Genomic DNA, 25,809 nt, shown 5'->3' on the forward strand with positions numbered 1-25,809 from the left:
ACACTGAGCTTGCCGAAGTGTTGTTTCAGGATCTCATCATAATTATAAAACTATGAACGTAGGAATTATAGGTTCTGGGACCATGGGAAGTGGTATCGCGCAAGTGGCTGCAACCGCTAGTTGTAAAGTAAAATTATACGATACTAATCAAGATGCTTTGGATAAAGCTAAAGCGGCATTAGAAAAAATATTAAATCGTCTTATTGAAAAAGGTCGAATTGATGCAGACGAAAAAGTAAGAATTCAATCAAATATCGCTTATGTAGATAGTTTGAAAGATTTATCAGATTCAAATTTAACCATTGAAGCGATTATTGAAAATCTTGATATTAAAAAGAAAGTCTTTTCAGAATTGGAAAATTATGTGGCTAACGATTGTATTATCGCCTCAAATACATCCAGTTTATCAATTGCATCTATAGCTGCATCATTACAAAAACCAGAACGTTGCGTTGGTATTCATTTTTTCAATCCAGCACCTTTAATGAAATTGGTAGAGGTGATTCCAGCAATTCAAACATCTGAAGCTGTGCTTCAAAAATCAATTGAAACCATTTCAGATTGGAAGAAGATAGTTGCAGTAGCCAAAGACACACCAGGTTTTATTGTCAATAGAGTAGCTAGGCCTTTTTATGGCGAAGCACTGCGAATATATGAAGAAGGTATCGCAGATTTTGCAACAATTGATTGGAGTTTAAAAACCATTGGAGGTTTTAGAATGGGGCCATTTGAGCTTATGGATTTTATAGGTAACGATGTTAATTATACAGTAACTGAAACTGTATTCACAGCGTTTTATTTCGATCCACGATACAAACCAGCATTTACACAAAAGAGATTCTCTGAAGCAGGTTATTTAGGGCGTAAATCTGGTAAAGGGTATTACGATTATTCTGAAGGAGCTACTAAACCAAGCCCTACAGAAGATAAAGGTCTAGCAGAAAAAATATGTAATCGTGTTTTAGTGATGTTAATTAACGAAGCAGCAGATGCATTATTTTTAAATATAGCATCAGCAGAAGATATTGATAATGCGATGACCAAAGGTGTCAATTATCCGAAGGGTTTGTTGGCGTGGGCAGATGAAATTGGTATTGATAAATGTGTAAATGCACTAGATAGATTGTATGACGAATACCATGAAGACAGATACCGTTGCAGTCCGTTGTTGCGCAAGATGAGTAGAGAGCATAAAACATTTTTTAAGTAGCGTCAGTTCGATTGCGAAGCGTATCGAGAACAAGCTAAACTTCTTGATACAATTTTCTATCGAAAATCACTCGAAGTGACGTAAGAGTAAATATGAAAGGAGAACAGATTCCATATAAAATGTTAAGTCAGGATGCTTACAGCCAATGGTTGGGCATTGAGATTTTAGAATGCGAAATAGGACGTTGTAAAGTAGCAATGACCATTAGAAAAGACATGCTTAACAGTATGAGCAAAGCACATGGAGGTATTAGCTATTCGTTAGCAGATACAGCATTTGGATTTGCAGCAAACACTCATGGTAAATATGCGGTTTCTATTGAAACGAGTATCAATCATATTGAAGCTTTAGAAGAAGGAGATAAGTTGGTTGCTGAATCAGTAATAGGAAAAGTAAATAATAAGTTAGGCTTTAATATCATCGAAGTAAAACGAGGCGAAGAATTAGTTGCACTTTTTAAAGGTGTTGTTTATAGAACACAAAAAGACTGGGAATGAGATTTATTTTATCATTACTATTATGTTTAGCTTTTAGTTTGGCTTTTTCTCAGGGAGAAAAAAAATCATTTAAAGGCATTACTCTATCGGAAGAATTTACTTCCAATGATTATTCAGTTCCTGATTCTTTATTATTCTATTCCAATAGACATTGGGAAATAGAAAAATATTACAAAATTCTCTTTCGTAAATTAAAAAAAGAATTCAAAAATACCAATATAAAAACTGAGTATGTTTTTGAAAGAAATGATTCAGTTTCTGAGATGGTTAAATCATTTAAAGATTTAAAAATAAAGAATAAACCAAAAAAGAATAATATTATATGTGTTTTTGCTGTAAGTAATCTTGAGTCAAATTTTTTTAGGATTTCAAAAAGAACCGGACAGACATTTTTTGTAAATAAAAAGAAAATAATGTATTACAATATGTACTTAATGCTTTTAGATACAAGAAAAAATAAGATTTTACTGAAACGAAAGTTTAGTGTAGAAGCGAATGAAATTTACCATGCAAACAATAAAAATTTAGCAAAGGCTATAGCACAGGAAATTAAGATTTAAGATGAAAGAAGCATACATAATAGACGGAATCCGCACACCAATAGGAAATTATAAAGGCACCTTATCAGCTGTTCGTACTGACGATTTAGGAGCATTGGTAATTTCAGAAGTTGTTAAACGAAATCCAAGTATTCCTAAGGAGGCTTACGACGATGTCATTATGGGTTGCGCCAATCAAGCAGGTGAAGACAACCGTAATGTGGCACGTATGTCTTCTTTATTAGCTGGCTTACCATTTACAGTGCCTGGTGAAACAGTGAACAGATTATGTAGCTCTGGTTTATCTGCAATCATCCATGCTAATCGTGCGATTAAAGCAGGTGATGGTGATGTATTTATTTCAGGTGGTGTTGAAAATATGACACGTGGTCCTTACGTCATGGCAAAGCCATCATCAGCATTTGGTGGTGATTCTAAACTATATGATTCAACGTTTGGATGGCGTTTTATCAATCCAAAGATGCATAAGTTATATGGAACTGATGGGATGGGAATGACTGCAGAAAACTTGGTTGAGAAATATAATATTTCGAGAGAAGACCAAGATAAGTTTGCCTATTGGAGTCAAATGAAGGCGTCAAAAGCACAAGAAAACGGGAGGCTAGCAAAAGAAATAGTCACTGTTGAAATTCCACAGCGCAAAAAAGACCCCATTCAATTTTCTAAAGACGAGTTTGTGAAACCAACAACTTCATTAGAAGTTTTAGGAAAGCTAAGAGCAGCATTTAAAAAAGAAGGTGGAAGTGTGACGGCAGGAAATGCGTCAGGATTAAATGATGGTGCTGCGGCAACAATAATAGCTTCAGAAGATGCAGTAAAAAAATACAATCTAAAACCATTAGCGAGAATCGTAAGTTCTGCTGTGGTTGGTGTAGAACCAAGGGTTATGGGAATTGGTCCTGTTCAAGCCTCTAATAAAGCCTTAGAAAAAGCAGGATTAACAATGGATGATATAGATATTATTGAGCTTAACGAAGCGTTCGCTGCGCAAGCATTAGCCTGCACGAGAGCTTGGGGATTGGCAGATGACGATCCAAGATTAAATCCAAATGGAGGTTCCATAGCAATTGGTCACCCATTAGGAGTGACAGGTGCAAGAATAGCATATTCGGCAGCTTTAGAATTACAGGAGCAAAATAAAAAATATGCATTAGTGACTATGTGTATTGGAGTTGGGCAAGGTTATGCTGCTATTATTGAGAGAGCTTAATTTCTGCGAAGGCAGGAATCTCAAAATAAAGAGAGATGAAGCATTGGTACGTCTACATAATGGCAAATAAACCGAATGGAGTAATTTACATAGGAGTGACAAATAGTATTGAAGAAAGATTAAAAGAACACAAATCGAAATTATATCCCAAAGCTTTTACAGCAAGATATAATTGTAATAAATTGGTGTGTTTCGAAGAATTTGAAAATGGAGAAGTGGCTTCGATTAGAGAAGTACAATTCAAGAGGTGGAAAAGAGATTGGAAAATCAAGTTAATTGAAGAAATGAATCCAATTTGGTCTGATTTAAGTATGAATTGGAATTTCGATACGAGAAGATTTAGAATTAATAATTAAAAAGATACCTGCTTCCGCAGGCATGTGTATGAAAACACTAATCATAGGAGGAAACGGAACCATAGGAAGAAAAGTAGCTGAAAGATTATCTGCAAAGCATGAAGTGCTTGTAGCTGGTCGATCATCGGGAGATATAACAGTTGATTTTTCAGATTCAAAATCAATTAAATCGATGTTTGATTCTGTTGGTAAGCTAGATGCTATTGTAGCTATTGCAGGTGATGCTAAATGGGACAAATTAGATAATCTATCTGAAGATGATTTTTACATAGGCATAAAGAGTAAAATGATGGGACAAGTGAATGTTGTCCGAATTGGTAAAAACTTTTTGAATCGTAATGGATCTATAACACTATCAACAGGAATTTTAGCAGATGACCCAGTTGACATGACTACAAGTGCTGCTATGGTTAATGGAGCCATTAATAGCTTTGCAAAAGCTGTCGCTCTAGAATTAGAGGATGGAAAACGTATCAATGTCGTCTGTTCAGATTTAGTTGAAGATTCATTTGAAAAATATAAAGATTATTTTCCAGGAAATACACCAGTACCAATGCATAAAATTGTAGATGGTTATGTGAAATCTGTTGAAGGGAAAATTACAGGAAGAATCTTAAGGATAATAGCATAAAGGCATTAGTTATGGAAAAAATACAACACTACGTTCAAGGGCAATGGACAACAGGTAAAGAAGAAGGTACTCCAATCTTAGATGCTGTTACTAGTGAAGCATTTACAAGTGTGGCAATTGAAGGATTAGATATTCCTGAAATTCTTCAATATGGAAGAACCAAAGGAGGCGAAGTACTTCGTAAAATGACCTTTCAAGAGCGTGGTAATATGCTCAAAAAATTAGCATTACATCTCACAAAGCGCAAAGATGCGTTTTACGAATTAAGTTATAGAACTGGAGCCACTAAAGTAGATAGTTGGATAGACATCGAAGGTGGTTTCGGAAACTTATTCGCTAATGCCTCATTACGTAAATTATTTCCTAATCAACCGTATCATGTTGAAGGTGATGCTATTGATTTATCTCGTGGTGGACGTTTTATGGCACATCACATAATGGTACCCAAAAAAGGAGTCGCTGTACATATTAATGCTTTTAATTTCCCAGTTTGGGGCATGTTAGAAAAATGTGCTGTGAACTGGATGGCAGGAGTGCCTGCTGTTGTATTGCCTGCGCCATCATCATCGTATTTGGCAGAAGCTGTAGCAAGAACAGTTATTGATTCTGGAATTTTACCTGAAGGCGCTTTGCAGATTATTAATGGAACCGTTAAAACAATCTTAGATACGGTTGAGTCACAAGATGTGGTGACATTCACAGGTTCGGCGCAAACAGGACGTTTGCTAAAAGCACATCCGAGATTAATACAAGAATCTGTCCCATTCACCATGGAAGCCGATTCATTAAACGCCTCTATTTTAGGGGAAGATGCGGTTCCAGGAACACCTGAATTCGACTTATTTATTAAAGAAGTTCGAAAAGAAATGACCGTTAAAGCTGGTCAAAAATGTACAGCAATCCGCAGAATTATTGTTCCAGAAAACTTAGTGGAAGGTGTTCAAATTGCATTAGGAAAGGCGCTGGATAAAGTGACGATTGGTGATCCAAGATTAAAAGAAGTGAGAATGGGTTCTTTAGTCAGTCAGCAACAAGTGCAAGCAGTTAAAGATTCAGTAAATGATTTAGCTAAAGAAGCTCAAATTGTTTATGGTGATTTAGATAAAATTGAAACTATTGGAGCTGATGCCGAAAAAGGTGCTTTTATAAGTCCAATCTTATTACGAGCAGACCATCCATTCCAAAATACCGTGATTCATGAACGTGAAGCCTTTGGTCCTGTAAGTACCATAATGCCATATAAAAATCTAGATGAAGCGATAACTTTAGCACAAATGGGTAAAGGCTCATTAGTGTCTTCAATTGCCACTAATGATGATAAAATTGCAAAAGAGTATGTTGTTAATGCTGCATCTCATCACGGACGTATTTTAGTTTTGAATAGAGAAAGTGCTAAAGAAAGTACAGGTCATGGTTCGCCACTACCGTATTTGGTTCATGGTGGTCCAGGACGCGCTGGTGGCGGCGAAGAAATGGGTGGTATGCGTGGTATAAAGCATTATTTGCAGCGTACAGCCATTCAAGGTTCGCCAACTACGATTACTGAAATTACTGGTATTTATCAGCAAAATGCGAAGTACAAACAAGCAAAAGAGCATCCATTTAAATACCATTGGGAGGATATCCAACCAGGTATGTCTCTGAAAACGCATAATAGAACAATTACTGATAATGATATTCAGAATTTCGCGAATTTAACTTGGGATCATTTCTATGCGCATACAGATATTACGTCTTTAGATGGAAGTATTTTTGAAAAAAGAACAGCACATGGTTATTTTATCATTTCGGCAGCTGCAGGTTTGTTTGTGTACCCTAATAAAGGACCAGTTGCGGCAAATTACGGATTAGATAGTATTCGTTTTTTACGTCCACTTTACCATAATGATACTATTTACGTAAGATTGACTTGTAAGGAAAAAGTTGATAGAGATGTTGTCTCGGCGGAACATCCAAGCGGAATTGTAAAATGGCATGTTGAGGTGTTTGACGCTAATTTTAAAAACCGACCAGATAGTCAGAAAACAGAGAAAGATAGTCCATTAGTTGCAGTAGCAACCATATTAACCATGGTTGAAAAGAAGCAACAAATCTTTGTGGAGATGACAGATGAAAAGATTGATGAATGTTTATCAAAACTGTCGGAAGAAACAAAACCAAAATGGGGAATCATGACACCACAGCACATGATAGAACATTTAGAATATACTTATAAAATTGCCGCAGGTGACATTCAGGATTTTGAAATTTCAACACCAGAGAAGATCTTGGAAAAGGTAAAAAATAGCCTTTGGAATTATAAAAAGTTTCCTGAAAATAGCCAATTCCCATTGCTAGAAAAGGATACCCTTGATGATTTAAAATATGAAAATTTAGCAATAGCAGTCGAAAAGTTTAGGTCACAACGTGAGAAATATTTAGAATATTTTAAAGAAAATCCTGAAGCCAGATTAAAAAATATGGTGTTTGGTGAATTAAATAGGTATGAGTGGTATTTATTAGAACGAAAACATTTAAATCATCACTTCGAGCAATTCAATTTGTTATAACAAATTGAATTGCTCGAAGCACCCAAGAAATTGGGTGTCTCAGATAGAAAAGGATGAAACACTACGTTTACATTATAACAAACAAAAAACATGGTGTTTTATATATTGGAAAAACAAAAAGATTAAAAACAAGAATATATCAACATAAAACCAAAGCGCATCCAAATACATTTTCAGCTAGGTATAATTTAAATAAACTTGTTTATTTTGAAGCGTTTGAAACTGAAGATGAAGCTAGATTGAGAGAAAAGCAGATGAAGAAATGGAATAGAGCTTGGAAATTAGAATTAATTGAAAAATCAAATCCTGAATGGAAGGATTTATATAAAGAAGTATAAGTTTAACACATAAAAAGATTCCCGTTTTCACGGGAACACGCAAGCGTGATGACGGACCCATACGTAAAACAAACCATAGAAAACGAAGTAGGATACATAGAGTTTTTCCATCCTGCGCATAACTCTCTTCCTGGAGATATATTAGCGAAATTAGCGAATACAATTACTGAAGCTGGACAAAACGATGCTATTAAAGTCATCGTACTTAAAAGCGGAGGCGACCGCACCTTTTGTGCTGGAGCAAGTTTTAATGAATTGATTAATATCAATGATGCTGCAACAGGAAAAGTATTTTTTTCAGGCTTTGCCAATGTGATTAATGCTATGCGTAAATGTCCTAAGTTTATTATCGGCCGTGTCCAAGGTAAAACTGTTGGAGGAGGTGTAGGGCTTGCCGCTTCAACGGACTACTGTATGGCAACAAAATTTGCGTCAATAAAGTTGAGTGAACTCAATATTGGTATTGGACCATTTGTTGTTGGCCCAGCCATTGAGCGGAAAATGGGATTAAGTGCCATGTCTCAAATAGCAATTGATGCAAATTCATTCTATCCAGCCGAATGGGCAAAACAAAAAGGGTTATTTACTCATGTTTACGAAAGTACTGAAGAACTTGATAACACGGTAAAGACTACTGCTGAGCATTTATGTACCTACAATATTGAAGCAATGCTAGAAATGAAAAAGATATTCTGGAAAGGTACTGATGACTGGGACGAGCTTCTAGCTGAGCGCGCACAAACAAGTGGTAGATTGGTATTATCGGATTTTACAAAAGAAAAATTGAAAGAGTTTAAATAGAAATGATTTACAGTTTTAAAGGCTATACACCAGTGGTTCATAAAAGTAGTTTTGTGCATCCTTTGGCTGCTGTAACTGGAAATGTCATCATAGGCAAATACTGTTATATAGGTCCTGGAGCTGCAATCCGTGGAGATTGGGGACAAATCATTTTAGAGGATGGAGTTAATGTTCAAGAAAATTGTACTGTTCATATGTTTCCTGGTAAGTCAATAACACTTAAGGAAAGTGCCCATGTTGGTCATGGCGCTATTATTCATGGTGCTAATTTGGGGAGGAATTGTTTGATAGGTATGAATTCAGTAATTATGGATGATGCCGAAATTGGAGATGAATCCATTATAGGCGCAATGGCTTTTGTGAAAGCAGAAACAATAATCCCAAAACGAAGTTTAGTCGTGGGCAATCCTGCAAAAGTGGTTAAACAAGTCAGCGATGAAATGGTTGCATGGAAAACAAAAGGCACGGAACTCTATCAACAACTACCTGAAGATTGTCATGAATCATTGAGAGAAGCAGAACCACTAAGAGAAGTGCCAGAGCATATGAAAGTTCAGGATGATGTTTATAAGACCTTAAGAGACACTTTTAAGAAATAGTATTTAATTATATGGCAGGTTGTTTAATTCAACATATCTTTTGTAACGGTAATTAGAAATGCCATACTAATCAATCAATGGTCAAAGATATTCTCTCTCAAATCAAATATAAATTTTCTCAAATACGCTTCAACAGGAATAAAGAAGTAAAAAAGGAACTTATCGAATCCTTTGGTAAAATTAAGATTGATGATACTTTTGATTTTGAACGGATTTCAAAATATTTCAAGAATAGAGATCATTCAAAGATGCATCAGGTTTTATCTGATAAAACATGTAATGATTTGGATTTTGAAGATTTGTTTGTATTGGTTGATCATACCAAATCTAAAGTAGGTCAACAATATCTCTACAATAGACTTAGAACTATAGAATTAGATAAAAGTCAAACAAAACTGAATGAAGAGGTAATAGATGTATTACTAGAGAATACTGAATTAAGAATTTCAACCCAACAGAAATTACTAAAGCTTAAAAATGAAGAAGCCTATTATATTTCTGAACTTTTTCAAGAAGAGCACGCAAAGCCACCTAAGTGGTTGTTTATAATAAAGCTGCTGTCTATAACTAGCTCAGGTTTAATGGTGCTGTCCTTTATCAATCCTTTGTTCTTCTTCGGTTTATTAGGCGTGTTTTGCATCAATTTTGTAATTCACTTTTGGAATAAAAAGAATTTGGCCGAATATATAAGTTCAATTCCTCAGCTTTTAAGATTGAATGCAGTAGCGTCTGATCTTAATAAAAATGTCGACATAAAAAGACTTAATCTAAACATCGATAAGTCTATCAGAGTAATCAAGCAGGTTAAAAGCAGAATGTCTTTTTTTCAACTTGAAACTAGACTTCAAGGAGAGTTCGAAATTATTCTTTGGTTCTTGTTTGAGATTTTTAAAACAGTATTTTTGCTAGAGCCATTATTGTTGTTTGATGTTTTAAAAAAACTGGACAAAAAACGTCACGAAATAGAAGAAGTATTTCAGTTTGTTGGCCATACAGATATGTTAATCGCAATAGCCTCTTTGAGAAGTGGGCTGGAGACATATTGTATCCCAACTATACTTAGTGAGAACAGAATTATTGCTAGTGAAATTTATCATCCATTAATTATTAATTGCGAGGCAAATAGTATTACAATAAACGAAAAATCTATCCTACTCACGGGCTCAAATATGTCAGGTAAAACCTCTTTTATTCGGGCAATCGGATTAAATGTAATTACAGGTTTAACTATTAATACGTGCTTTGCAAAATCATTTGCTTTTCCACTGCTAAAGATTTTCTCGGCAATACGAATCAGTGATGATTTAATGAATGATAGAAGCTATTATTTTGAAGAAGTTCTCACAATTAAGAAGATAATTGAAGAAGGTGAAAAACATGATAACAACCTTTTTCTATTAGATGAAATATTTAAAGGAACAAATACTGTAGAGCGTGTAGCAGCGGGTAAAGCTGTTTTATCTGCAATAGCGAGAAATAACAATATAGTCTTAGTATCTACACATGATGTTGAGCTTACTGATATGCTCTCTGGTGAATACGAATTATATCATTTTAGCGAAGTACTGAATGAAAAAAATATTGGCTTTGACTATAAACTTAAAATGGGAAAGTTAGAAAATAGAAATGCCATAAGAATACTTGATATTAACGGATATCCTAAAGACGTAGTTAATGAGGCATTAGCAATTTCTAACGCATTGGATAATCTGAAGAATAGGTAAAATTATACCCTGCTCAAATCAATCTCATTAGTCTCTTTTCCAGTAGAAAGGGTAATCAAACTTTGCACATTACCTAGATAAGGAAGAAGGGTCAGTTTGGAAATAATAAACGTTTCATAAGCTTCAATGTCTTCTACAATAAGCTTAAGCAAATAATCATAGTTTCCACTCACACGATGACATTCTACAATTTCAGGGAAGTTATTAATTTCAGTTACAAACTTTTCTAAATAACTTCTGGTGTGACCTTGCAAGGTAATGCCAATAAATACAGTTAGTTTTAATCCAATTTTCTTATTGTCTAGAACAGCAACATATTTTTTAATATAACCTTCTTTTTCTAGTTTTTTAATGCGTTCAAAAACTGGTGAGGTTGTCATTCCAAGCTCTTCTGCTATACTCTTTGTGGTACGGTTACTGTCTTTTTGAAGTATAGACAGAATTTGTGTGTCAATTTTATCAAGTGCGTGCGCCATCAGAAAATTATTTTTTGATGTTACAAAAATATAATTAATAAAAGAAAATAAAACTTTAATTAGTTATAAATTAAGAATAATATTCTGTATAGATTTAATTTATAAGATTTTAAGAATGGTAAAAAGCTTAAATTATTAAATTTGATACTGTTTTTAAATTATTGATTTTGAGTACGTTTGAACTTAAGATGCCCAAAATGGGAGAGAGTATCACAGAAGGAACAATCATAAATTGGCTTGTTTCAGAAGGAGAAGCATTTGAAGAAGGTGATATTATTTTAGAAGTTGCGACAGATAAAGTGGATAACGAAGTACCAGCTCCAGCATCTGGTACGCTTGTTAAAACCTTTTTTTTAGCTAAAGATGTAGTGCCCGTAGGTGAAGTTATGGCAATTTTAGAAGTTTCTGACGAGATGAAATCTTCAAAAAATGATACTGTCATTCAGAGTGACAACGAAGAATCTCAAAAAAAGAAAAGTTTTAAAAAGAAACGCCCTGTCACATCGAATGCAGTCGAGATGTCTCAATCAAATTCATTCTCAGTTAATAACACTAACACGTTCTTCTCTCCTCTAATTATTTCTATAGCAAAAGAGCAACATATTAGTTTTGAAGAACTAGCACGTATTCCTGCTACAGGGAAGGAAGGGCGATTAAGAAAGAGCGATGTATTTCAGTATATAGAAGACGGTAGACCATATAAGTTTGCACAATCTGTTATGCAAGACCCAACGGCTTATCGTATACCGCAATTGACATTTGAAAAAGGAAAAGGGAAAATTGTAGAAATGGACCGTATGCGTCAGATGATCGCTGACCATATGGTCTATTCTAAGCACATATCACCACATGTCACGGCCTATGTTGAAGCGGATTTAACCAATATGGTGAATTGGAGAAATGCTAATAAAAAAGCATTTCAAGAGAAGTATGGTGAGCGCCTAACCTTTACTCCTTTATTTGTAGAAGCTGTTGCAAAAGCGGTTAAAGATTTTCCAAATATTAATGCTTCAGTAGATGGAACTAACATCATTGTGAAAGAGGATATTAATATTGGTATGGCAACAGCATTACCAAGCGGCAACTTAATCGTTCCCGTCGTTAAAAATGCAGATACTAAAGATTTAAAACAGCTTGCCAAAAATGTCAATGAGCTTGCTAATAAGGCAAGAGAAAATAAACTTTCAGGTGATGATATTAAGGGCAGTACATTTACCATTTCCAATGTGGGAACCTTTGGAAGTGTGATGGGCACACCAATTATTAATCAACCAGAAGTCGCTATTCTAGCTTTAGGTATTATTAAAAAACGACCTGAAGTCATTGAAAGTGAAAATGGTGATGAAATCGCTATTCGTAGTATGATGTATCTATCCTTATCCTTTGACCATCGTGTAGTTGATGGCTTTTTAGGAGGAAGTTTTGTGCGTCGTGTTGCGGATTATTTCGAACAGTTCGATACGAAAAGAAAAATATAAAAATTTGTCATTCTGAACTTGTTTCAGAATCTCATAAATCATTAAAAATTATGAGCTACAACATTTCAATTAACAAAGCCGAAAAATCTAATCTTGATAAATTAGATTTCGACAATATTCCACTTGGAACATCATTTACAGACCACATGTTTATCTGTGATTATGAAAATGGCGAATGGGTAAACCCAAGAATTATGCCTATGGGATTAATTCCAACCCATCCTGCTGCAATGGCTTTACATTATGGTCAAGCTATTTTTGAAGGTATGAAAGCTTACAAGAATACTGGAGGCGAACCCATGTTATTTCGACCAGAACAAAATGCAAAGCGTTTAAATAAAAGTGCAGACCGCATGGGAATGCCAAATGTTCCTGAAGAATTATTTGTTGAAGGATTAAAGGAATTGGTAAGCTTAGAGCATAATTGGATTCCACCACAGCAAGGAAGTGCTTTATATTTAAGACCATTTATGTACGCCGATGAGCCATTTATTGGTATGCGAGCAGCTACGCATTATAAGTTCATTATTATGGCATCGCCAGCTGGTCCATTTTTTAGCAAGCGCATTAAGCTTTGGGCAGAAAGACAATACATCCGAGCTGCACATGGTGGAACAGGTGAAGCAAAAGCTGCTGGGAACTATGCAGCGGCAATTCGTCCCACGGAATTGGCAAAAGCGAAAGGTTATGACCAAGTACTATGGTTGGATGCCGCTGAACATAGGTATATTCAGGAAGTTGGTACTATGAATATCTTTTTTAAGATAGATGGTGAATTCATCTCGCCTGAGTTAGATGGTTCAGTGCTTCATGGTATAACCAGAGCGAGTGTTATCGATTTGTTGCGAGACATGGACTACAAGGTATCTGAAAGAAAAATTACGATTGATGAGATAAAAGAGGCATCAGCAAATGGAACTTTAGAAGAAGCTTTTGGCACGGGAACAGCTGTTGGAATTGCCTATATTCAAGAGATTGGAATGGATGAAGAAACTATTCATGTGTCAGATGAAAGTCCAGTTGGTTTGGAGGTTAATAATAAATTGAATGCTATTAAAATTGGAGACCATGAAGATAAATTTGGATGGATGCTTAGAACAAGAAAGGAATTAGCCTAAATGAATAAGGATATCTTAAAGAAAGGGTTTTCGAAACTCTGCACGGCAAAAGCAATGGCAGAGTTATATGAAGAAAATTTTAAGCAAGTTTCAAAATATGTGCACGCCACATCTCGTGGACATGAGGCTATACAAGTCGCTTTAGGAATGCAACTCTTACCGCAAGATTATGCATTTCCATATTATAGAGATGATGCCATGTTATTGGCATTTGGTTTAGAACCTTATGATTTAATGCTACAATTATTGGCGAAAAGGGATGACCCGTTTTCTGGTGGAAGAACATACTATTCACATCCAAGTTTAAAGGATGATGACAAACCAAAAATTCCTCATCAATCATCTGCTACGGGTATGCAAGCGATTCCGGCAACTGGTGTTGCTATGGGAATGCAGTATAAAGAACTACAGGGTTTGAACGATACATCGATTAAGAACCCTATTTCGGTATGTTCACTTGGTGATGCATCAGTTACAGAAGGTGAAATTGCAGAAGCGTTTCAAATGGCGGCCTTAAAGCAAATGCCAATTCTATATTTAGTACAAGACAATGGTTGGGATATTTCTGCAAATGAAGCGGAAACAAGGGCGCAGAACGCAGCAGAATACGCAGCTGGGTTTCATGGATTAGAAGCTATTTCAATTGATGGTGCTAACTTTATAGAAAGTTATGAGGCTATTGAAAACGTAATAAAAACGATTAGAGAAGAGCGTCGACCATTTTTAGTACATGCTAAAGTGCCATTGCTAAATCATCATACATCTGGCGTTCGTATGGAATGGTATCGTGATGATTTAGAGGAGGCACGTTCTCGAGATCCTTATCCAGTACTAAGACAGCAATTATTAGATCATGGATTTTCTGAAAAAGATGTGAGTAATATAGAGAATGAAGCTAAATCACAGGTACTTTCAGATTTTGAAAAAGCTTTACAAGCTGAAGACCCTGGACCTGAAGATTTATTTACACACGATTTTGTGCCTACACCGATAATGGAGGAAAAAGGAACGCGCGAACCTGAAGGTGCTGATAAAGTGGTAATGGTAGATTGTGCCTTATTTGCAGTTGAAGAATTAATGCGAGAACATAAAGAGTGTTTGTTATATGGACAAGATGTTGGAGGACGCTTAGGAGGTGTTTTTAGAGAAGCAGCAACCTTGGCACAGAAATTTGGAGACGATCGTGTATTTAATACACCAATTCAAGAAGCTTTTATTGTTGGGTCTACCGTAGGAATGAGCGCTGTTGGATTAAAACCAATCGTTGAGGTACAATTCGCTGACTATATATGGCCTGGATTAAATCAGCTATTTACAGAGGTTAGTCGCAGTTGCTACCTGTCTAATGGAAAATGGCCTGTAAGTATGATACTTCGTGTGCCAATTGGTGCTTATGGTAGTGGCGGACCTTATCATTCGTCTTCGGTTGAGAGTGTTATTGCTAATATTCGAGGAATCAAAATAGCTTACCCAAGTAATGGTGCCGATTTAAAGGGCCTAATGAAAGCTGCTTATCATGACCCTAATCCTGTTGTAATTTTAGAGCATAAAGGATTGTATTGGTCTAAAGTGCCAGGAACGCTAACAGCAACTTCAAAAGAGCCTAGCGAAGATTACGTTTTGCCATTTGGAAAGGCTTGGGTCTTACAGGAAATTTGGAAACAGGAGAATCTTGAGACTTGTACTATCATCACTTACGGAATGGGAGTGCATTGGGCATATAACGCTGCTGGAGAATTAAATATGCGAGACCAGATTGAGATCATTGATTTAAGAACGCTGTTTCCTTTAGATGAGGATACTGTTATGACCTCTGTAAAGAAAACCGGAAAGTGTCTTGTAGTTACTGAAGAACCTGCAAATAATAGTTTTGCCAGAGCATTGGCAGGAAAGATTCAGGAAGAATGTTTTAAATATTTAGATGCCCCTGTAATGACTATAGGTAGCGAAAACATGCCAGCAATTCCATTAAACTCTACTTTGGAGCAAACTATGATTCCTTCAACTGAAAAGGTAAAAGATAAAATCGAGCTATTATTGAGTTATTAGTAAGTGATTGATTTAGGATTTTCTGTATCTTTCAGTTCATAAAATCAACTAAATGCTTACCAAAAAACGCTATTCAGTTAAGGATATGGTCCTCTGGACACGAGGAGAAACCTTAATCTATCTGCTATACGCTGGAATTATTACCGTTCTCTATAAAGTATTTGGATTTACCTTTTTAAATGTACCATGGACTCCTGTAGCTTTAATTGGTACCGCTGTAGCTTTTCTTGTTGGTTTTCAAAATAATTCAGCCTATGGTCGTATTTGGGAAGCTCGCATGATATGGGGAGCTATAGTAAATACGTCTCGTACTTGGGGAATGAAAGTACAGGATATGGTTACCAATGAGCATCGTGAAGTACCTGTTTCAAATGATGAAATAAGGCAGCATAAAAAGACATTGGTATATCGGCATATTGCTTGGATGACAGCATTGCGCTATGCTATGCGCCAGCGAAAAAGCTGGGAAACGCAGCACAAAGCTAAAACCAATCAAGAGTGGCGCGATATGATTCATATTCCTGAGGAAGTTTCTACGCTAGAGGATAATTTAATTATGTACTTGTCGGAAGAAGAAAGACAATACGTTTTATCCAAAGGTAATAAACAGACCGCGTTATTATACCTTCAATCAAAACATATTAGGGAGCTTAAGGAGAAAGGTTTAATTTGGGAATTTGCTTTTTTAGAGCTAGAAAATGTATTAGAATCTTTATTTACACATCAAGGAAAATCCGAGCGTATTAAAAATTTCCCTTACCCTAGACAATATGCTAGCTTAGGATTATACTTAACAAGAGTATTTACTATTCTATTGCCATTTGGATTAATTCCAGAGTTTGCTGAAATAGGTGATACTATGGTTGACGATTTTTTCCTTGTTGGTAAATACTTTATATGGATTGCAGTTCCTTTTTGTGCTATTGTTTCATGGGCATTTCATACCATGGAGCGCTTAGCGAGGACAGGAGAAAATCCATTTGAAGGTGGGCCAAATGATGTGCCTATTTCAACGATTTCTAGAGGAATAGAGATTGATTTGAGGCAAATGTTAGATGAGGAAGTTAATGACATTCCTAGTCAATTCCCAGAAGAGAAGCATGTACAGATGTAAAATAAAAAAGCCTATCATAGTTGATAGGCTCAGTTTAAAAAGATTTTAAAGATATATTTAAATAACTTTTACATTAACTGCATTTAATCCTTTTTTTCCTTCTGTTAAATCGAACTCTACATTATCCCCTTCTCTTACTTCGTCGATTAAACCAGAAATGTGTACAAAATGATCTTTGTCGCTTCCTTCTTCTGTTATGAATCCAAAACCTTTAGAATCATTAAAAAATTTTACTGTACCAGTACTCATAATAAATTTATATTAAATTAGGCTGCGAAAGTAGTCTAATTAATTGACTATCAGTTAATTTTGCTTGATTCTTTTAGTAAATAAACAATATTAATTTTTAACTATCTAAGGATTAGCATCTAAGAGGTAATTTATTTCAAATATTATATTCTGAAAGTGGCTTTGTAAACTTTTCGGGATCAGCAGCTAGATGGTACCTTGGGTCGTCAATGTCTTCAATAATTACTTCTTCAAATTTAGGACTTGCTTTTCTCAAAAGTATTTTACAGTCTTCACTCAAGTGTTTTAGTTTGATAGACTTTCCTTCAGCTTTGTATTTATTCACTAAATTAAAAATGGCTTCTAAGGCAGAATGATCACTTACACGAGATTCTACGAAGTCTATTTCTACTTTTTCAGGATCATTTTTAACATCGAACTTCGTATTAAAATTTTGGATTGAGCCAAAAAATAAGGGGCCCCAAATTTCATAAGTCTTAGTGCCATTTGGTTGAATGCGCTTTCGAGCTCTAATCATAGTGGCATTCTTCCATGCAAAAACTAATGCAGAAATAATGACACCGGCGATAACGGCTACTGCCAAGTCTTTCCATACTGTAATAGCAGATACCGCAATTAAAACTATAGCGTCTGATAATGGTATTTTTCTAATGATTCTAAAACTAGACCAAGCAAAAGTCCCTATAACCACCATAAACATCACACCGACTAAAGCTGCAATAGGTATCTGTTCGATTAGTGGAGCTCCAAACAATACAAAGCAGAGTAGTGCAATAGCTGCAACGGCGCCAGATAATCGACCACGACCACCAGAATCTACATTGATTATTGATTGACCGATCATGGCGCATCCTCCCATGCCGCCGAAAAATCCATTTAAGATATTTGCACCTCCTTGAGCAATGCATTCTCGGTTGCCATTTCCTCTAGTTTCTGTCATGTCATCAATTAGGTTTAAGGTCATAAGAGACTCAATTAAACCAACTGCGGCGAGAATAAAAGCAGTAGATAGGATTAAGCCCCAGTGTCCAGAAAGCGTTCCGAAGAACCCAAATATTTGATCTTGAAACGTTGGAAGTGTTCCCTCTAATCCTTTTCCATCAGTGCCTTCTGCAATAAAAGAACCAACAGTGCTCATTTCAATGCCCCCAAAGATAGTAATAGAAGCCACTACAATAATTGCAATTAATGCCGAAGGGATTTTCTTGGTTAATTTCGGTAGGCCATACATAATGCCCATGGTTAGACCAATAAATACCATCATTTTCCAGAAAGCTGCATTTGAGAACAATGCGCCAAACCATTCGGATGTATTTCCAAAAAATGAAATATCCTTTGGTACTGCATTAGGAAATAATTTTAATTGAGCAAGAAAAATGACAATGGCCAGACCATTAACAAAGCCCATCATTACAGGATGAGGAATAAGCCTAACGAACTTACCAAGTTTAAAGACACCTGCCAAAATTTGAATGCCACCAACAAAAAGCAAGGTTATAAATAACCATTGTAATCCTAAGTTTTCAATTGGTGCATCCATTGCTAAACCAACGTCGTTTCCTTTTTGAATAAGATGAACCATGACGACTGCCATCGCACCAGTGGCTCCAGATATCATACCTGGTCGTCCGCCAAATAAAGCGGTTACAATACCCATCATAAATGCGCCATAGAGTCCGACTAAAGGGTCTACACCAGCTACAAAAGCAAAAGCTACAGCTTCTGGTACTAAGGCTAAAGCTACTGTTAGTCCTGAAAGAATATCATTCTTTGGGTTCTGCGTGAAATTTTTTCTTGTGGTTTGGCCTAAAATCATAACGTTTTCTCTTAGAAGTCGGCAAAGATATAGTATTTAGATTTAAAGCCTAATGAATAAGTATAAACAAAAAAAAGCACTGATTACTCAGCGCTTTTTTCTAGTATGTAATAGTTTTATAATGCTGGAGGAAATTGCTCCATAGTTTTGGCCACAAATTCCTTTATACGAGCTTCTTTTTTCTCAACATTTCTCGTGACCAAGTATCCAGTGCCTGACCCTTGCCAAATTAATTCTTTCTTTTTTGTGTCAATTAAATCAATGAAGAGCATGCCTTCAGTTCTGGTAGAGACGTTGTTTCCTCCCCAACCAAATCCAGGACCCCAGCCCCAGCCCCATCGATTGAAGCCTCCCCAGCCCCAAGCACCTGCGCCCCAAGCATTGTTGTAAACATCAACTCGCTGATTGGACTTAGTGAATATGCTAACTAACATATCTGGATTTTCAGATTTTGTCATGCCTTTTGCCATGAGTTCAGCTTCGATGGCTCGTAAAATTCTTCTCTTATCGATATCACTTATCTCTGCCTTATCAATACCAGGCTTGAAGAATGCAAAAGTTTTGTATTCGTTAAAATTTGTCTCTCTGTCATAATCGGCAGCAACCCTTACTGAGCTGCAAGAGGACAGAAGTAGGGCAAAAACCAAAATCGGTGTGAGTTTAATTAATCTCTTCATATCGCTTTTTTTTAATTTGTTTCAAATAAATTGTCATCGACTAAATTAGGCAAGGTGACTTGTAAGTTCGGCTCTACTTCCATAGCGCGCTTAATTGCAAAAATGGCACCCTTATTTCTAGCCCAACTTCGCCTTGAAATACCATTGTTAACATCCCAAAACAACATTCGTTTTAATCGTGTTGATGCTTCTTTACTACCATCAAGAACCATGCCGAATCCACCATTAACAACCTCTCCCCAACCAACACCACCACCATTGTGAATACTCACCCAAGTGGCGCCTCTAAAGCTATCTCCAATGACATTGTGAATAGCCATATCTGCTGTAAAGCGCGAGCCATCATAGATATTACTGGTTTCACGGTATGGTGAATCTGTTCCAGAAACATCATGATGATCCCTTCCTAGAATAACTTCTCCGATTTGGCCAGCAGAAATTGCTTGATTAAAAGCTTCGGCAATTTTCATTCGCCCTTCAGCATCAGCATATAATATTCTCGCTTGCGAACCTACGACCAATTGGTTGTCCTGCGCCCCTTTTATCCATTGAATATTATCTGCCATTTGCTGTTGAATTTCTTTAGGAGAATTTTTCATGATATCTTCTAAAACCTTACAAGCAATTTTATCTGTCTTCGATAAATCTTCCGGTTTTCCTGAAGCACATACCCAACGGAAAGGACCAAAACCGTAGTCAAAGCACATTGGTCCCATAATATCTTGCACATAACTAGGGTATCTAAATTCTCTACCTAATTCTGGTTTTTCTGCCATTATATCTGCTCCGGCTCTTGATGCTTCTAACAAAAAGGCATTACCATAATCGAAGAAATAAGTGCCTTTTGCAGTGTGCCTATTGATGGCAACTGCATGTTGCCTTAAACTCTTTTGGACATGTTCTTTGAATTTTTCTGGCTCATTGGCCATCATTGTATTGGATGCTTCAAAAGATAATCCAACGGGATAGTAGCCTCCAGCCCAAGGATTATGGAGTGATGTTTGGTCACTTCCCAAATCAATGTGGATATTGGCTTCATCGAATTTTTCCCAAACATCAACAACGTTTCCTAAATAGGCAATTGAAATAATTTCTTTTTCAGCTTTAGCTTTTGCGACTCTTGCAGCTAGTTCATCTAAATCTGTGATTTTCTCATCAATCCAGCCTTGGTCTAACCGTATTTGAGTTATTTTGGGGTTCACCTCTGCACAGACAGTAATACAACCAGCAATATTACCAGCTTTTGGTTGTGCTCCAGACATACCTCCTAATCCAGATGTAACAAAAAGGTTGCCTTTTGGTAGTTTACCTATTTTTCTGAATCCATTTAAAACTGTAATAGTAGTACCATGAACAATACCTTGTGGTCCAATATACATATAACTTCCAGCTGTCATTTGCCCATATTGTGTCACGCCTAAGGCATTGAATTTTTCCCAATCATCAGGTTTGGAATAATTAGGGATCATCATGCCATTTGTTACGACAACTCTTGGTGCTTCTTTGTGACTTGGAAATAAGCCCATAGGATGACCAGAATACATGACTAAAGTTTGCTCATCATTCATTTCGGCTAAATATTTCATAGTCAGTCTGTACTGAGCCCAATTCTGAAAAACGCCTCCATTACCACCATAAGTAATAAGTTCATGTGGATGTTGCGCAACCGCATAATCCAAATTATTCTGAATCATCAGCATTATTGCTGCGGCTTGTTTAGATTGAGCAGGATACTCATTAATTGGTCTAGCGTACATTTTGTAGTCAGGTCTAAGACGATACATGTATATACGACCGTAAGTGTCTAGTTCATTCTTAAATTCTGGTAATAGCTCCTCATGATGCTTTGGATCGAAATACCTTAGGGCATTTCTTAAAGCGAGGTTCTTCTCTTGTGGTGAGAGAATTTCTTTTCGTTTTGGTGCATGATTTATTGAAGTGTCATACGGCTTTGGTTGGGGTAATACTTTAGGGATGCCTTCGGGTATTTGGTCTTGAAATGAAACTTTAATATCTGGCATTATGATTTTGTGTCTTTTTGGTTTGTTTTTGTGTTGAATCCGTATGGGCAGTGTCTGCAACCACTTTCGCAGCAATACCCTCGTTTTAGGTGATATTGCTCTGTGAAACAGCGGTAACCTTCTGGTGTTAAGTAATAATCTCCTTCTTCTAACGGGACATATTTTTTCATGTCTTACAAAGATAATGTAAATTGGATTGATTTTTGAATGGGTCTAATTGTGATATTGATTTCAAAATATATTGTGCCCAAGGGCTATATCGGGATAACCATTTTCCCTTTTATGTTTTTAAAGTATAAAGCTTTGAAATGGAATAAGGTATTGATCAATCACGAAAAGATTCATTTGAGACAGCAACTAGAATTATTGATTCTTCCCTTTTTTGTTTTTTACGGTTTTGAGTTTATTGTCCGATTAATAATATATCGAAAATGGATGTTAGCCTATAAAAATATTTCATTTGAGCGTGAAGCTTATAAAAATGAAAAAAGCCTTGACTATTTAAGATCAAGACCTTTTTGGGCATTCTTAAAATATTATTGACTAGAATATAAGTTTCTTCACTTTTATTGATCCATTTTCCAGCAGAACTTTTACGATATAAACACCTGAACTTATGTTTTGAGTTTTATAGGTGTAGTAATCATTCTTAATGTCTAAATTCTTATGAATCAATCTACCTTTTATATCAAATAACTCAAAAGATATTATGTTGCTATACGAAGAGTTTACATTGATATTTTCATTAACTTTTATAATGTCTAAATTAGAAAGTGCTTCTTCATCATCTATTCCTAACGTACTATTATTATTAAACCTTAGTATAAAGCGTTCATTAAAAATGCCTTGATTTGTTGTGAAAGAGTAAGGGCTGTTTCTTAAGTCGTGAATCATATTTGTTTCTGTATCCTCTAAATATATGGTTTGAGAGGAATTTTCAAATAATCCATCAAGTTGATTTATAGAAACCGTATAATCGCCAGAGGTTAATGTTTCATATCCTAAAGGTACTGAATCCGTATCTTCAAAAGGAAGCGCTCTGCCGTTTATAACAAGATCTTTATCTGAATTTATTGAATAAAACTTATGACCAGAACCTTTTAATAAACGCCCGTCATATAATCTATCAATATTATTCGTTGCCCCTTCTACATATCCAACTAATATAGAGTTTGCTGTATTAGTACTTTCATCAACTAAGTCTAACCATATACGATGTCTTTCTATAGGATTTGAGCTGCCTCTGTAAAAGGCATTATTATTATATGAACTGCTTCTCATAATATTACTGAAGTTCACAGTATTTGGTGTTGATGCAGAGTGCAACATCAAAGCGAAAAAGCCTTGGCCAGATGCAATTAAGCCATCATCAAAACCAGCAGGTACTGAACCTGTAGCACTTTCAGCCATATAATCACTTGATGAATAATTATAGGTATAATTTTCATAAAAAGGATTGGCTATAGCATTACTAGCAGGTGTCAAATGCCTCCAAAAGTATAAAGTACCATCGATTGCTGGGTTAGCGCCTAAAAAGGCACTTAGTGAAATAGCAGAAGGGTACGGATTTCCCAGTAAATTCCAGTTGTCATCATCAGCTGTTGCTGTATTACCTACACCAGTATAATCAGCTCCATTATATGATCCTCTGGATATAGGAACAGATATTTGTCCGTTATTTAAAATACCCTCGAATTGAGCTTGGTTAGTTGCTACCGTACCCAAGAGACCTCTGACGATATATCCTTTACCAGGAATCATATTCTCTGCGGTATTAACCCAAGTACCATGATTACCAGCTGTACCGTTTGCTACAGTTGGTATCCAATTGTAAATGCCAAAACTAGGACTACCTGGTGATACATCTTCTACATCAAAACCACTAACAGGAGAGGACCAATAGACATAGTCAAAATATCCTACTCCATTAACTCTTCTTCTATATTCTGCCACACCAATATTATTATTCGTAGCAACGTCATTGACTTGAACGACACTTGCGTTAGTTCTTATTCTAAACCTTCCAGATGGTTCAACAATAATCTCATCATCTATGGTCAATGTTGAATTTGCTTGTTGTAATAAATCCGCACCATCCAAAATTTGCATATTTTTACCAAGTCCGTCTGCACCGTTGTATATGCGTGGATTAGTTGCTGTTGGAGGAATTGTAACGCAATTTGTGATATCTGGTACTCCTACAGGTGTCCAATTGTCTCCATCATGCCAATTATTATTGTCTGAGCCATTCCATGTCTTACTACCTGTTACTGTAACGGTAGTTGCATCAGATCTTACTATCGTAGAACTATTGCATAAGTTATAAGTTACCTCTGCAAAATATGTTGTCGTAGCTGTAGGGCTAACTGTTATTACACCATCATCATTAGGGTCAGCAATCTCGTTACCTGGTGCTATAGAATCTTCATACCATCTTAAGGTAGTAATAGATGATCCATCTGGTGTAAATCTCCAAGCTTCATTAGTTGCAGTCCAATTGGTGCTTAAGCTATTTCGATTAGGAGCAACTATCCCATTTGTAGCATCTTCTTGTAAACCAACAGCTGCGTTACCACCGTTCCAACCAGAAACTACTTGCTTTTCTTTTATATAGACCTCAATAACATTAGTATCCTCATAAAAAACAATCATCCCAGTGTAAAGTTTTGAGTTGTCATCATACATTGGAACATCACTCCAAGCTGCAACCAAGGCTTGGCATCCAGAATCTAGTGTAATTAACTGATAGCCTATTTCGCCACCAACTGAAGGGTCTACATCATGATAAACACCATATATTGATGGGCCAAAAAACAATCCGCCACTATTATCTGCATTGACGTTTGAAGGAATATTATCTGATATTCTCCAACCTGAGAAAGAATTTGCCAAACTCGTATCAAACGAGATAACCCCATTTGAACCAATTACACATGAACTGTATGTATTTCCATAAAAACAAAAGTCAAACGGGAGATTCACAACAGGTGACCATCGGTCATCAATATTTACACTCACGGGATTAGCTAAACAATTAAATTGAAAAGGTGGGGTATAGGGTATAGACTCTACAGCGTAGCTAGATGTTTCACCTAAATCTAAATACGTAGCTTCTATGTCTGTACTACCAACAGAGCAATTTATTGTGATATCTGAGCCACTTAAGCCTACTGCGCCTGCATCAACGGAAGGACAAGATAATGCTGAAGTTCCATTTGCTGTTGAGGTTGAACAGGGTTCAATTATACAAATTGAAAAAGTTCCATTATTTCTAGCATTACTAGACCAACTATATACTCTGATATAGTATGTATTACCTACCGTTAAAGTAGTTAGCGTTGTGCTTTCAGGGGCTGTGCCACCAAAATCATCTACACAAATAATTGACGAACCACCGCAGCTACCATCAAATACTTCAAAAGCAATATCCCTTAATGATGACCCTCCCGCTCTTATTGTATGTTCAGAATTTGTTGCCGTAAAGGAATACCAAACGTCATCATTTGCAGTACCAGAGCATCCAGGTAGAGATTGAGAAGCACCATGAGTCGTACCAATTGTATTCTCGCATGTGGTATTAGAAGTTAAAGGTATTGCATTTGCACATGCATCATTAGCCGGTACTTGGTAAGCTCTGATAAAAATATCATCAATAAGCACACGGTCGCTATCGTCGTTGCCATCACTTCTAAACCTAAATCTTGAATTTGGACCAAATGTAAAGTTTGCAGCTGTAATAGAAAGATTAGAGGTGTAAGTAATATCATTATTTACACCAGATCCCGTGATGTATGTAACTAAAATATCAGTATCGGTAAAATTACCATTAGCACTGTATTCAACAAAGAAATCATCGCCACTTTCAGTGCCTAATAACCTAAACCTAAACCTAATATCTATTTGACCATAGACAGTTAAATCAACAGCATCAGAAAATACTGAGGCATTCGCGCCAGTATCGTCACGAAGTCTTATATTCCAATTTCCTCCAACGAATGTATTATTGGATCTGGCACAATCATCGCCACCGTCATTCCAATCTCCAAAACCAGTTTCAAAATTATCATTGAATATGGTTACTTGTGCATCTACTAGATGGCCCGAAAATAAGATAAATCCTAGGGCTATAAGCGAAAAATATTTATTGTATTTGGATACAATCAAGCGTAAAGTATTCTTCATAACACGTAGGTTTTTGAAATGAATTTTTTCATTTTACATATTTAGATTTAGGCTAAACTAAATATCAAAAATCAAGTAAATCACGAATTTTATGTCTAGTTTAAGAAGCAAACGTAAGAAAAAAAAACAAAAAAAAATAATTTTTTACCGATAA

22 protein-coding genes are annotated in these 25,809 nt (G+C 36.0%); 15 read left to right on the forward strand and 7 right to left on the reverse strand.

The window, feature by feature from the left end; all coding sequences use genetic code 11:
* Positions 1-52: 52 nt before the first annotated feature.
* The 11 genes from H7F21_RS15205 to H7F21_RS15255 all read left to right on the forward strand — a co-directional run bounded on the left by H7F21_RS15205 (position 53) and on the right by H7F21_RS15255 (position 10,475).
* The gene (locus tag H7F21_RS15205; RefSeq protein WP_185790159.1) at positions 53-1,210 is read left to right on the forward strand and encodes a 3-hydroxyacyl-CoA dehydrogenase NAD-binding domain-containing protein; all 1,158 of its coding nucleotides are present in this window, start codon (positions 53-55) and stop codon (positions 1,208-1,210) included.
* A 92-nt stretch (positions 1,211-1,302) separates the two neighbouring features.
* Positions 1,303-1,707 carry a hotdog fold thioesterase gene (locus H7F21_RS15210; RefSeq protein WP_185790160.1) on the forward strand — a complete coding sequence of 135 codons (405 nt, stop codon included), beginning with the start codon at positions 1,303-1,305 and terminating at the stop codon, positions 1,705-1,707.
* Positions 1,704-2,267, forward strand: a complete 564-nt coding sequence (locus H7F21_RS15215; protein WP_185790161.1) for a hypothetical protein — start codon at positions 1,704-1,706, stop codon at positions 2,265-2,267. The genes H7F21_RS15210 and H7F21_RS15215 overlap by 4 nt, the downstream gene beginning before the upstream one ends.
* A gap of 1 nt (position 2,268) precedes the next feature.
* Positions 2,269-3,477, forward strand: coding sequence for a 3-oxoadipyl-CoA thiolase (gene pcaF / locus H7F21_RS15220; protein ID WP_185790162.1), 1,209 nt, complete (start codon positions 2,269-2,271; stop codon positions 3,475-3,477).
* A gap of 35 nt (positions 3,478-3,512) precedes the next feature.
* Positions 3,513-3,833 carry a GIY-YIG nuclease family protein gene (locus H7F21_RS15225; RefSeq protein ID WP_185790163.1) on the forward strand — a complete coding sequence of 107 codons (321 nt, stop codon included), beginning with the start codon at positions 3,513-3,515 and terminating at the stop codon, positions 3,831-3,833.
* A gap of 28 nt (positions 3,834-3,861) precedes the next feature.
* On the forward strand, positions 3,862-4,464 hold the full coding sequence (locus H7F21_RS15230) for a short chain dehydrogenase (protein ID WP_185790164.1): 603 nt from the start codon (positions 3,862-3,864) through the stop codon (positions 4,462-4,464).
* 11 nt (positions 4,465-4,475) lie between these two features.
* Positions 4,476-7,013 (forward strand): phenylacetic acid degradation bifunctional protein PaaZ, encoded by a 2,538-nt coding sequence (gene paaZ, locus H7F21_RS15235; RefSeq protein WP_185790165.1) that lies wholly within the window; start codon positions 4,476-4,478, stop codon positions 7,011-7,013.
* A gap of 53 nt (positions 7,014-7,066) precedes the next feature.
* Positions 7,067-7,351 carry a GIY-YIG nuclease family protein gene (locus tag H7F21_RS15240; RefSeq protein WP_185790166.1) on the forward strand — a complete coding sequence of 95 codons (285 nt, stop codon included), beginning with the start codon at positions 7,067-7,069 and terminating at the stop codon, positions 7,349-7,351.
* A 48-nt stretch (positions 7,352-7,399) separates the two neighbouring features.
* Positions 7,400-8,152, forward strand: a complete 753-nt coding sequence (locus tag H7F21_RS15245; RefSeq protein WP_185790167.1) for an enoyl-CoA hydratase/isomerase family protein — start codon at positions 7,400-7,402, stop codon at positions 8,150-8,152.
* Positions 8,153-8,154: 2 nt separating this feature from the next.
* Positions 8,155-8,751 carry an acyltransferase gene (locus H7F21_RS15250; RefSeq protein ID WP_185790168.1) on the forward strand — a complete coding sequence of 199 codons (597 nt, stop codon included), beginning with the start codon at positions 8,155-8,157 and terminating at the stop codon, positions 8,749-8,751.
* Between the two features lie 77 nt (positions 8,752-8,828).
* On the forward strand, positions 8,829-10,475 hold the full coding sequence (locus tag H7F21_RS15255) for a MutS-related protein (RefSeq protein ID WP_185790169.1): 1,647 nt from the start codon (positions 8,829-8,831) through the stop codon (positions 10,473-10,475).
* A gap of 2 nt (positions 10,476-10,477) precedes the next feature.
* On the opposite strand, the gene H7F21_RS15260 is transcribed toward H7F21_RS15255, so the two are convergent.
* Entirely contained in the window at positions 10,478-10,951 is a 474-nt protein-coding gene (locus H7F21_RS15260) for an Lrp/AsnC family transcriptional regulator (protein WP_185790170.1), read from the reverse strand.
* Positions 10,952-11,148: 197 nt separating this feature from the next.
* Between H7F21_RS15260 and H7F21_RS15265 the strand changes: the two genes are divergently transcribed.
* The 4 genes from H7F21_RS15265 to H7F21_RS15280 are packed head-to-tail and all read left to right on the forward strand — an operon-like array spanning position 11,149 to position 16,710.
* Positions 11,149-12,429, forward strand: coding sequence for a dihydrolipoamide acetyltransferase family protein (locus H7F21_RS15265; RefSeq protein WP_246431503.1), 1,281 nt, complete (start codon positions 11,149-11,151; stop codon positions 12,427-12,429).
* A gap of 50 nt (positions 12,430-12,479) precedes the next feature.
* Positions 12,480-13,547, forward strand: coding sequence for a branched-chain amino acid aminotransferase (locus tag H7F21_RS15270; RefSeq protein ID WP_185790171.1), 1,068 nt, complete (start codon positions 12,480-12,482; stop codon positions 13,545-13,547).
* On the forward strand, positions 13,548-15,596 hold the full coding sequence (locus H7F21_RS15275) for an alpha-ketoacid dehydrogenase subunit alpha/beta (protein WP_185790172.1): 2,049 nt from the start codon (positions 13,548-13,550) through the stop codon (positions 15,594-15,596). It abuts the gene before it with no gap.
* A 52-nt stretch (positions 15,597-15,648) separates the two neighbouring features.
* Positions 15,649-16,710 carry a bestrophin family protein gene (locus H7F21_RS15280; protein ID WP_185790173.1) on the forward strand — a complete coding sequence of 354 codons (1,062 nt, stop codon included), beginning with the start codon at positions 15,649-15,651 and terminating at the stop codon, positions 16,708-16,710.
* A 57-nt stretch (positions 16,711-16,767) separates the two neighbouring features.
* On the opposite strand, the gene H7F21_RS15285 is transcribed toward H7F21_RS15280, so the two are convergent.
* The 6 genes from H7F21_RS15285 to H7F21_RS15310 all read right to left on the reverse strand — a co-directional run bounded on the left by H7F21_RS15285 (position 16,768) and on the right by H7F21_RS15310 (position 25,655).
* Entirely contained in the window at positions 16,768-16,959 is a 192-nt protein-coding gene (locus H7F21_RS15285) for a cold-shock protein (protein WP_185790174.1), read from the reverse strand.
* Between the two features lie 136 nt (positions 16,960-17,095).
* Positions 17,096-18,775, reverse strand: a complete 1,680-nt coding sequence (locus H7F21_RS15290; protein ID WP_185790175.1) for a SulP family inorganic anion transporter — start codon at positions 18,773-18,775, stop codon at positions 17,096-17,098.
* 116 nt (positions 18,776-18,891) lie between these two features.
* Complete coding sequence (locus tag H7F21_RS15295) at positions 18,892-19,452, reverse strand: DUF4136 domain-containing protein (protein WP_185790176.1); 561 nt, start codon at positions 19,450-19,452, stop codon at positions 18,892-18,894.
* An 11-nt stretch (positions 19,453-19,463) separates the two neighbouring features.
* A complete protein-coding gene (locus H7F21_RS15300) occupies positions 19,464-21,473 on the reverse strand; it encodes a urocanate hydratase (RefSeq protein ID WP_185790177.1) in 2,010 nt (669 codons plus the stop codon).
* Positions 21,473-21,643 carry a C1orf53 family protein gene (locus H7F21_RS15305; RefSeq protein WP_185790178.1) on the reverse strand — a complete coding sequence of 57 codons (171 nt, stop codon included), beginning with the start codon at positions 21,641-21,643 and terminating at the stop codon, positions 21,473-21,475. Before H7F21_RS15305 ends, H7F21_RS15300 begins: the two co-directional genes overlap by 1 nt.
* A gap of 373 nt (positions 21,644-22,016) precedes the next feature.
* Positions 22,017-25,655 (reverse strand): T9SS type A sorting domain-containing protein, encoded by a 3,639-nt coding sequence (locus H7F21_RS15310; protein WP_185790179.1) that lies wholly within the window; start codon positions 25,653-25,655, stop codon positions 22,017-22,019.
* Positions 25,656-25,809 lie beyond the last annotated feature (154 nt).

Origin of the sequence: Winogradskyella flava, from assembly GCF_014243395.1 — a bacterium.
In the GTDB taxonomy this organism is placed as follows: Bacteria; Bacteroidota; Bacteroidia; order Flavobacteriales; family Flavobacteriaceae; genus Winogradskyella; species Winogradskyella flava.

What these genes read in the sequence shown, in the direction of transcription:
- H7F21_RS15230 (WP_185790164.1), top strand. Translation starts at nt 3,862, where the DNA reads ATGAAAACACTAATCATAGGAGGAAACGGAACCATAGGAAGAAAAGTA.
- H7F21_RS15205 (WP_185790159.1), top strand. Translation starts at nt 53, where the DNA reads ATGAACGTAGGAATTATAGGTTCTGGGACCATGGGAAGTGGTATCGCG.
- H7F21_RS15240 (WP_185790166.1), top strand. Translation starts at nt 7,067, where the DNA reads ATGAAACACTACGTTTACATTATAACAAACAAAAAACATGGTGTTTTA.
- H7F21_RS15285 (WP_185790174.1), bottom strand. Translation starts at nt 16,959, where the DNA reads ATGAGTACTGGTACAGTAAAATTTTTTAATGATTCTAAAGGTTTTGGA.
- H7F21_RS15265 (WP_246431503.1), top strand. Translation starts at nt 11,149, where the DNA reads ATGGGAGAGAGTATCACAGAAGGAACAATCATAAATTGGCTTGTTTCA.
- H7F21_RS15225 (WP_185790163.1), top strand. Translation starts at nt 3,513, where the DNA reads ATGAAGCATTGGTACGTCTACATAATGGCAAATAAACCGAATGGAGTA.
- H7F21_RS15255 (WP_185790169.1), top strand. Translation starts at nt 8,829, where the DNA reads ATGGTCAAAGATATTCTCTCTCAAATCAAATATAAATTTTCTCAAATA.
- H7F21_RS15310 (WP_185790179.1), bottom strand. Translation starts at nt 25,655, where the DNA reads ATGAAGAATACTTTACGCTTGATTGTATCCAAATACAATAAATATTTT.
- H7F21_RS15270 (WP_185790171.1), top strand. Translation starts at nt 12,480, where the DNA reads ATGAGCTACAACATTTCAATTAACAAAGCCGAAAAATCTAATCTTGAT.
- H7F21_RS15250 (WP_185790168.1), top strand. Translation starts at nt 8,155, where the DNA reads ATGATTTACAGTTTTAAAGGCTATACACCAGTGGTTCATAAAAGTAGT.
- paaZ (WP_185790165.1), top strand. Translation starts at nt 4,476, where the DNA reads ATGGAAAAAATACAACACTACGTTCAAGGGCAATGGACAACAGGTAAA.
- pcaF (WP_185790162.1), top strand. Translation starts at nt 2,269, where the DNA reads ATGAAAGAAGCATACATAATAGACGGAATCCGCACACCAATAGGAAAT.
- H7F21_RS15305 (WP_185790178.1), bottom strand. Translation starts at nt 21,643, where the DNA reads ATGAAAAAATATGTCCCGTTAGAAGAAGGAGATTATTACTTAACACCA.
- H7F21_RS15280 (WP_185790173.1), top strand. Translation starts at nt 15,649, where the DNA reads ATGCTTACCAAAAAACGCTATTCAGTTAAGGATATGGTCCTCTGGACA.
- H7F21_RS15210 (WP_185790160.1), top strand. Translation starts at nt 1,303, where the DNA reads ATGAAAGGAGAACAGATTCCATATAAAATGTTAAGTCAGGATGCTTAC.
- H7F21_RS15215 (WP_185790161.1), top strand. Translation starts at nt 1,704, where the DNA reads ATGAGATTTATTTTATCATTACTATTATGTTTAGCTTTTAGTTTGGCT.
- H7F21_RS15275 (WP_185790172.1), top strand. Translation starts at nt 13,548, where the DNA reads ATGAATAAGGATATCTTAAAGAAAGGGTTTTCGAAACTCTGCACGGCA.
- H7F21_RS15290 (WP_185790175.1), bottom strand. Translation starts at nt 18,775, where the DNA reads ATGATTTTAGGCCAAACCACAAGAAAAAATTTCACGCAGAACCCAAAG.
- H7F21_RS15295 (WP_185790176.1), bottom strand. Translation starts at nt 19,452, where the DNA reads ATGAAGAGATTAATTAAACTCACACCGATTTTGGTTTTTGCCCTACTT.
- H7F21_RS15260 (WP_185790170.1), bottom strand. Translation starts at nt 10,951, where the DNA reads ATGGCGCACGCACTTGATAAAATTGACACACAAATTCTGTCTATACTT.
- H7F21_RS15300 (WP_185790177.1), bottom strand. Translation starts at nt 21,473, where the DNA reads ATGCCAGATATTAAAGTTTCATTTCAAGACCAAATACCCGAAGGCATC.
- H7F21_RS15245 (WP_185790167.1), top strand. Translation starts at nt 7,400, where the DNA reads ATGACGGACCCATACGTAAAACAAACCATAGAAAACGAAGTAGGATAC.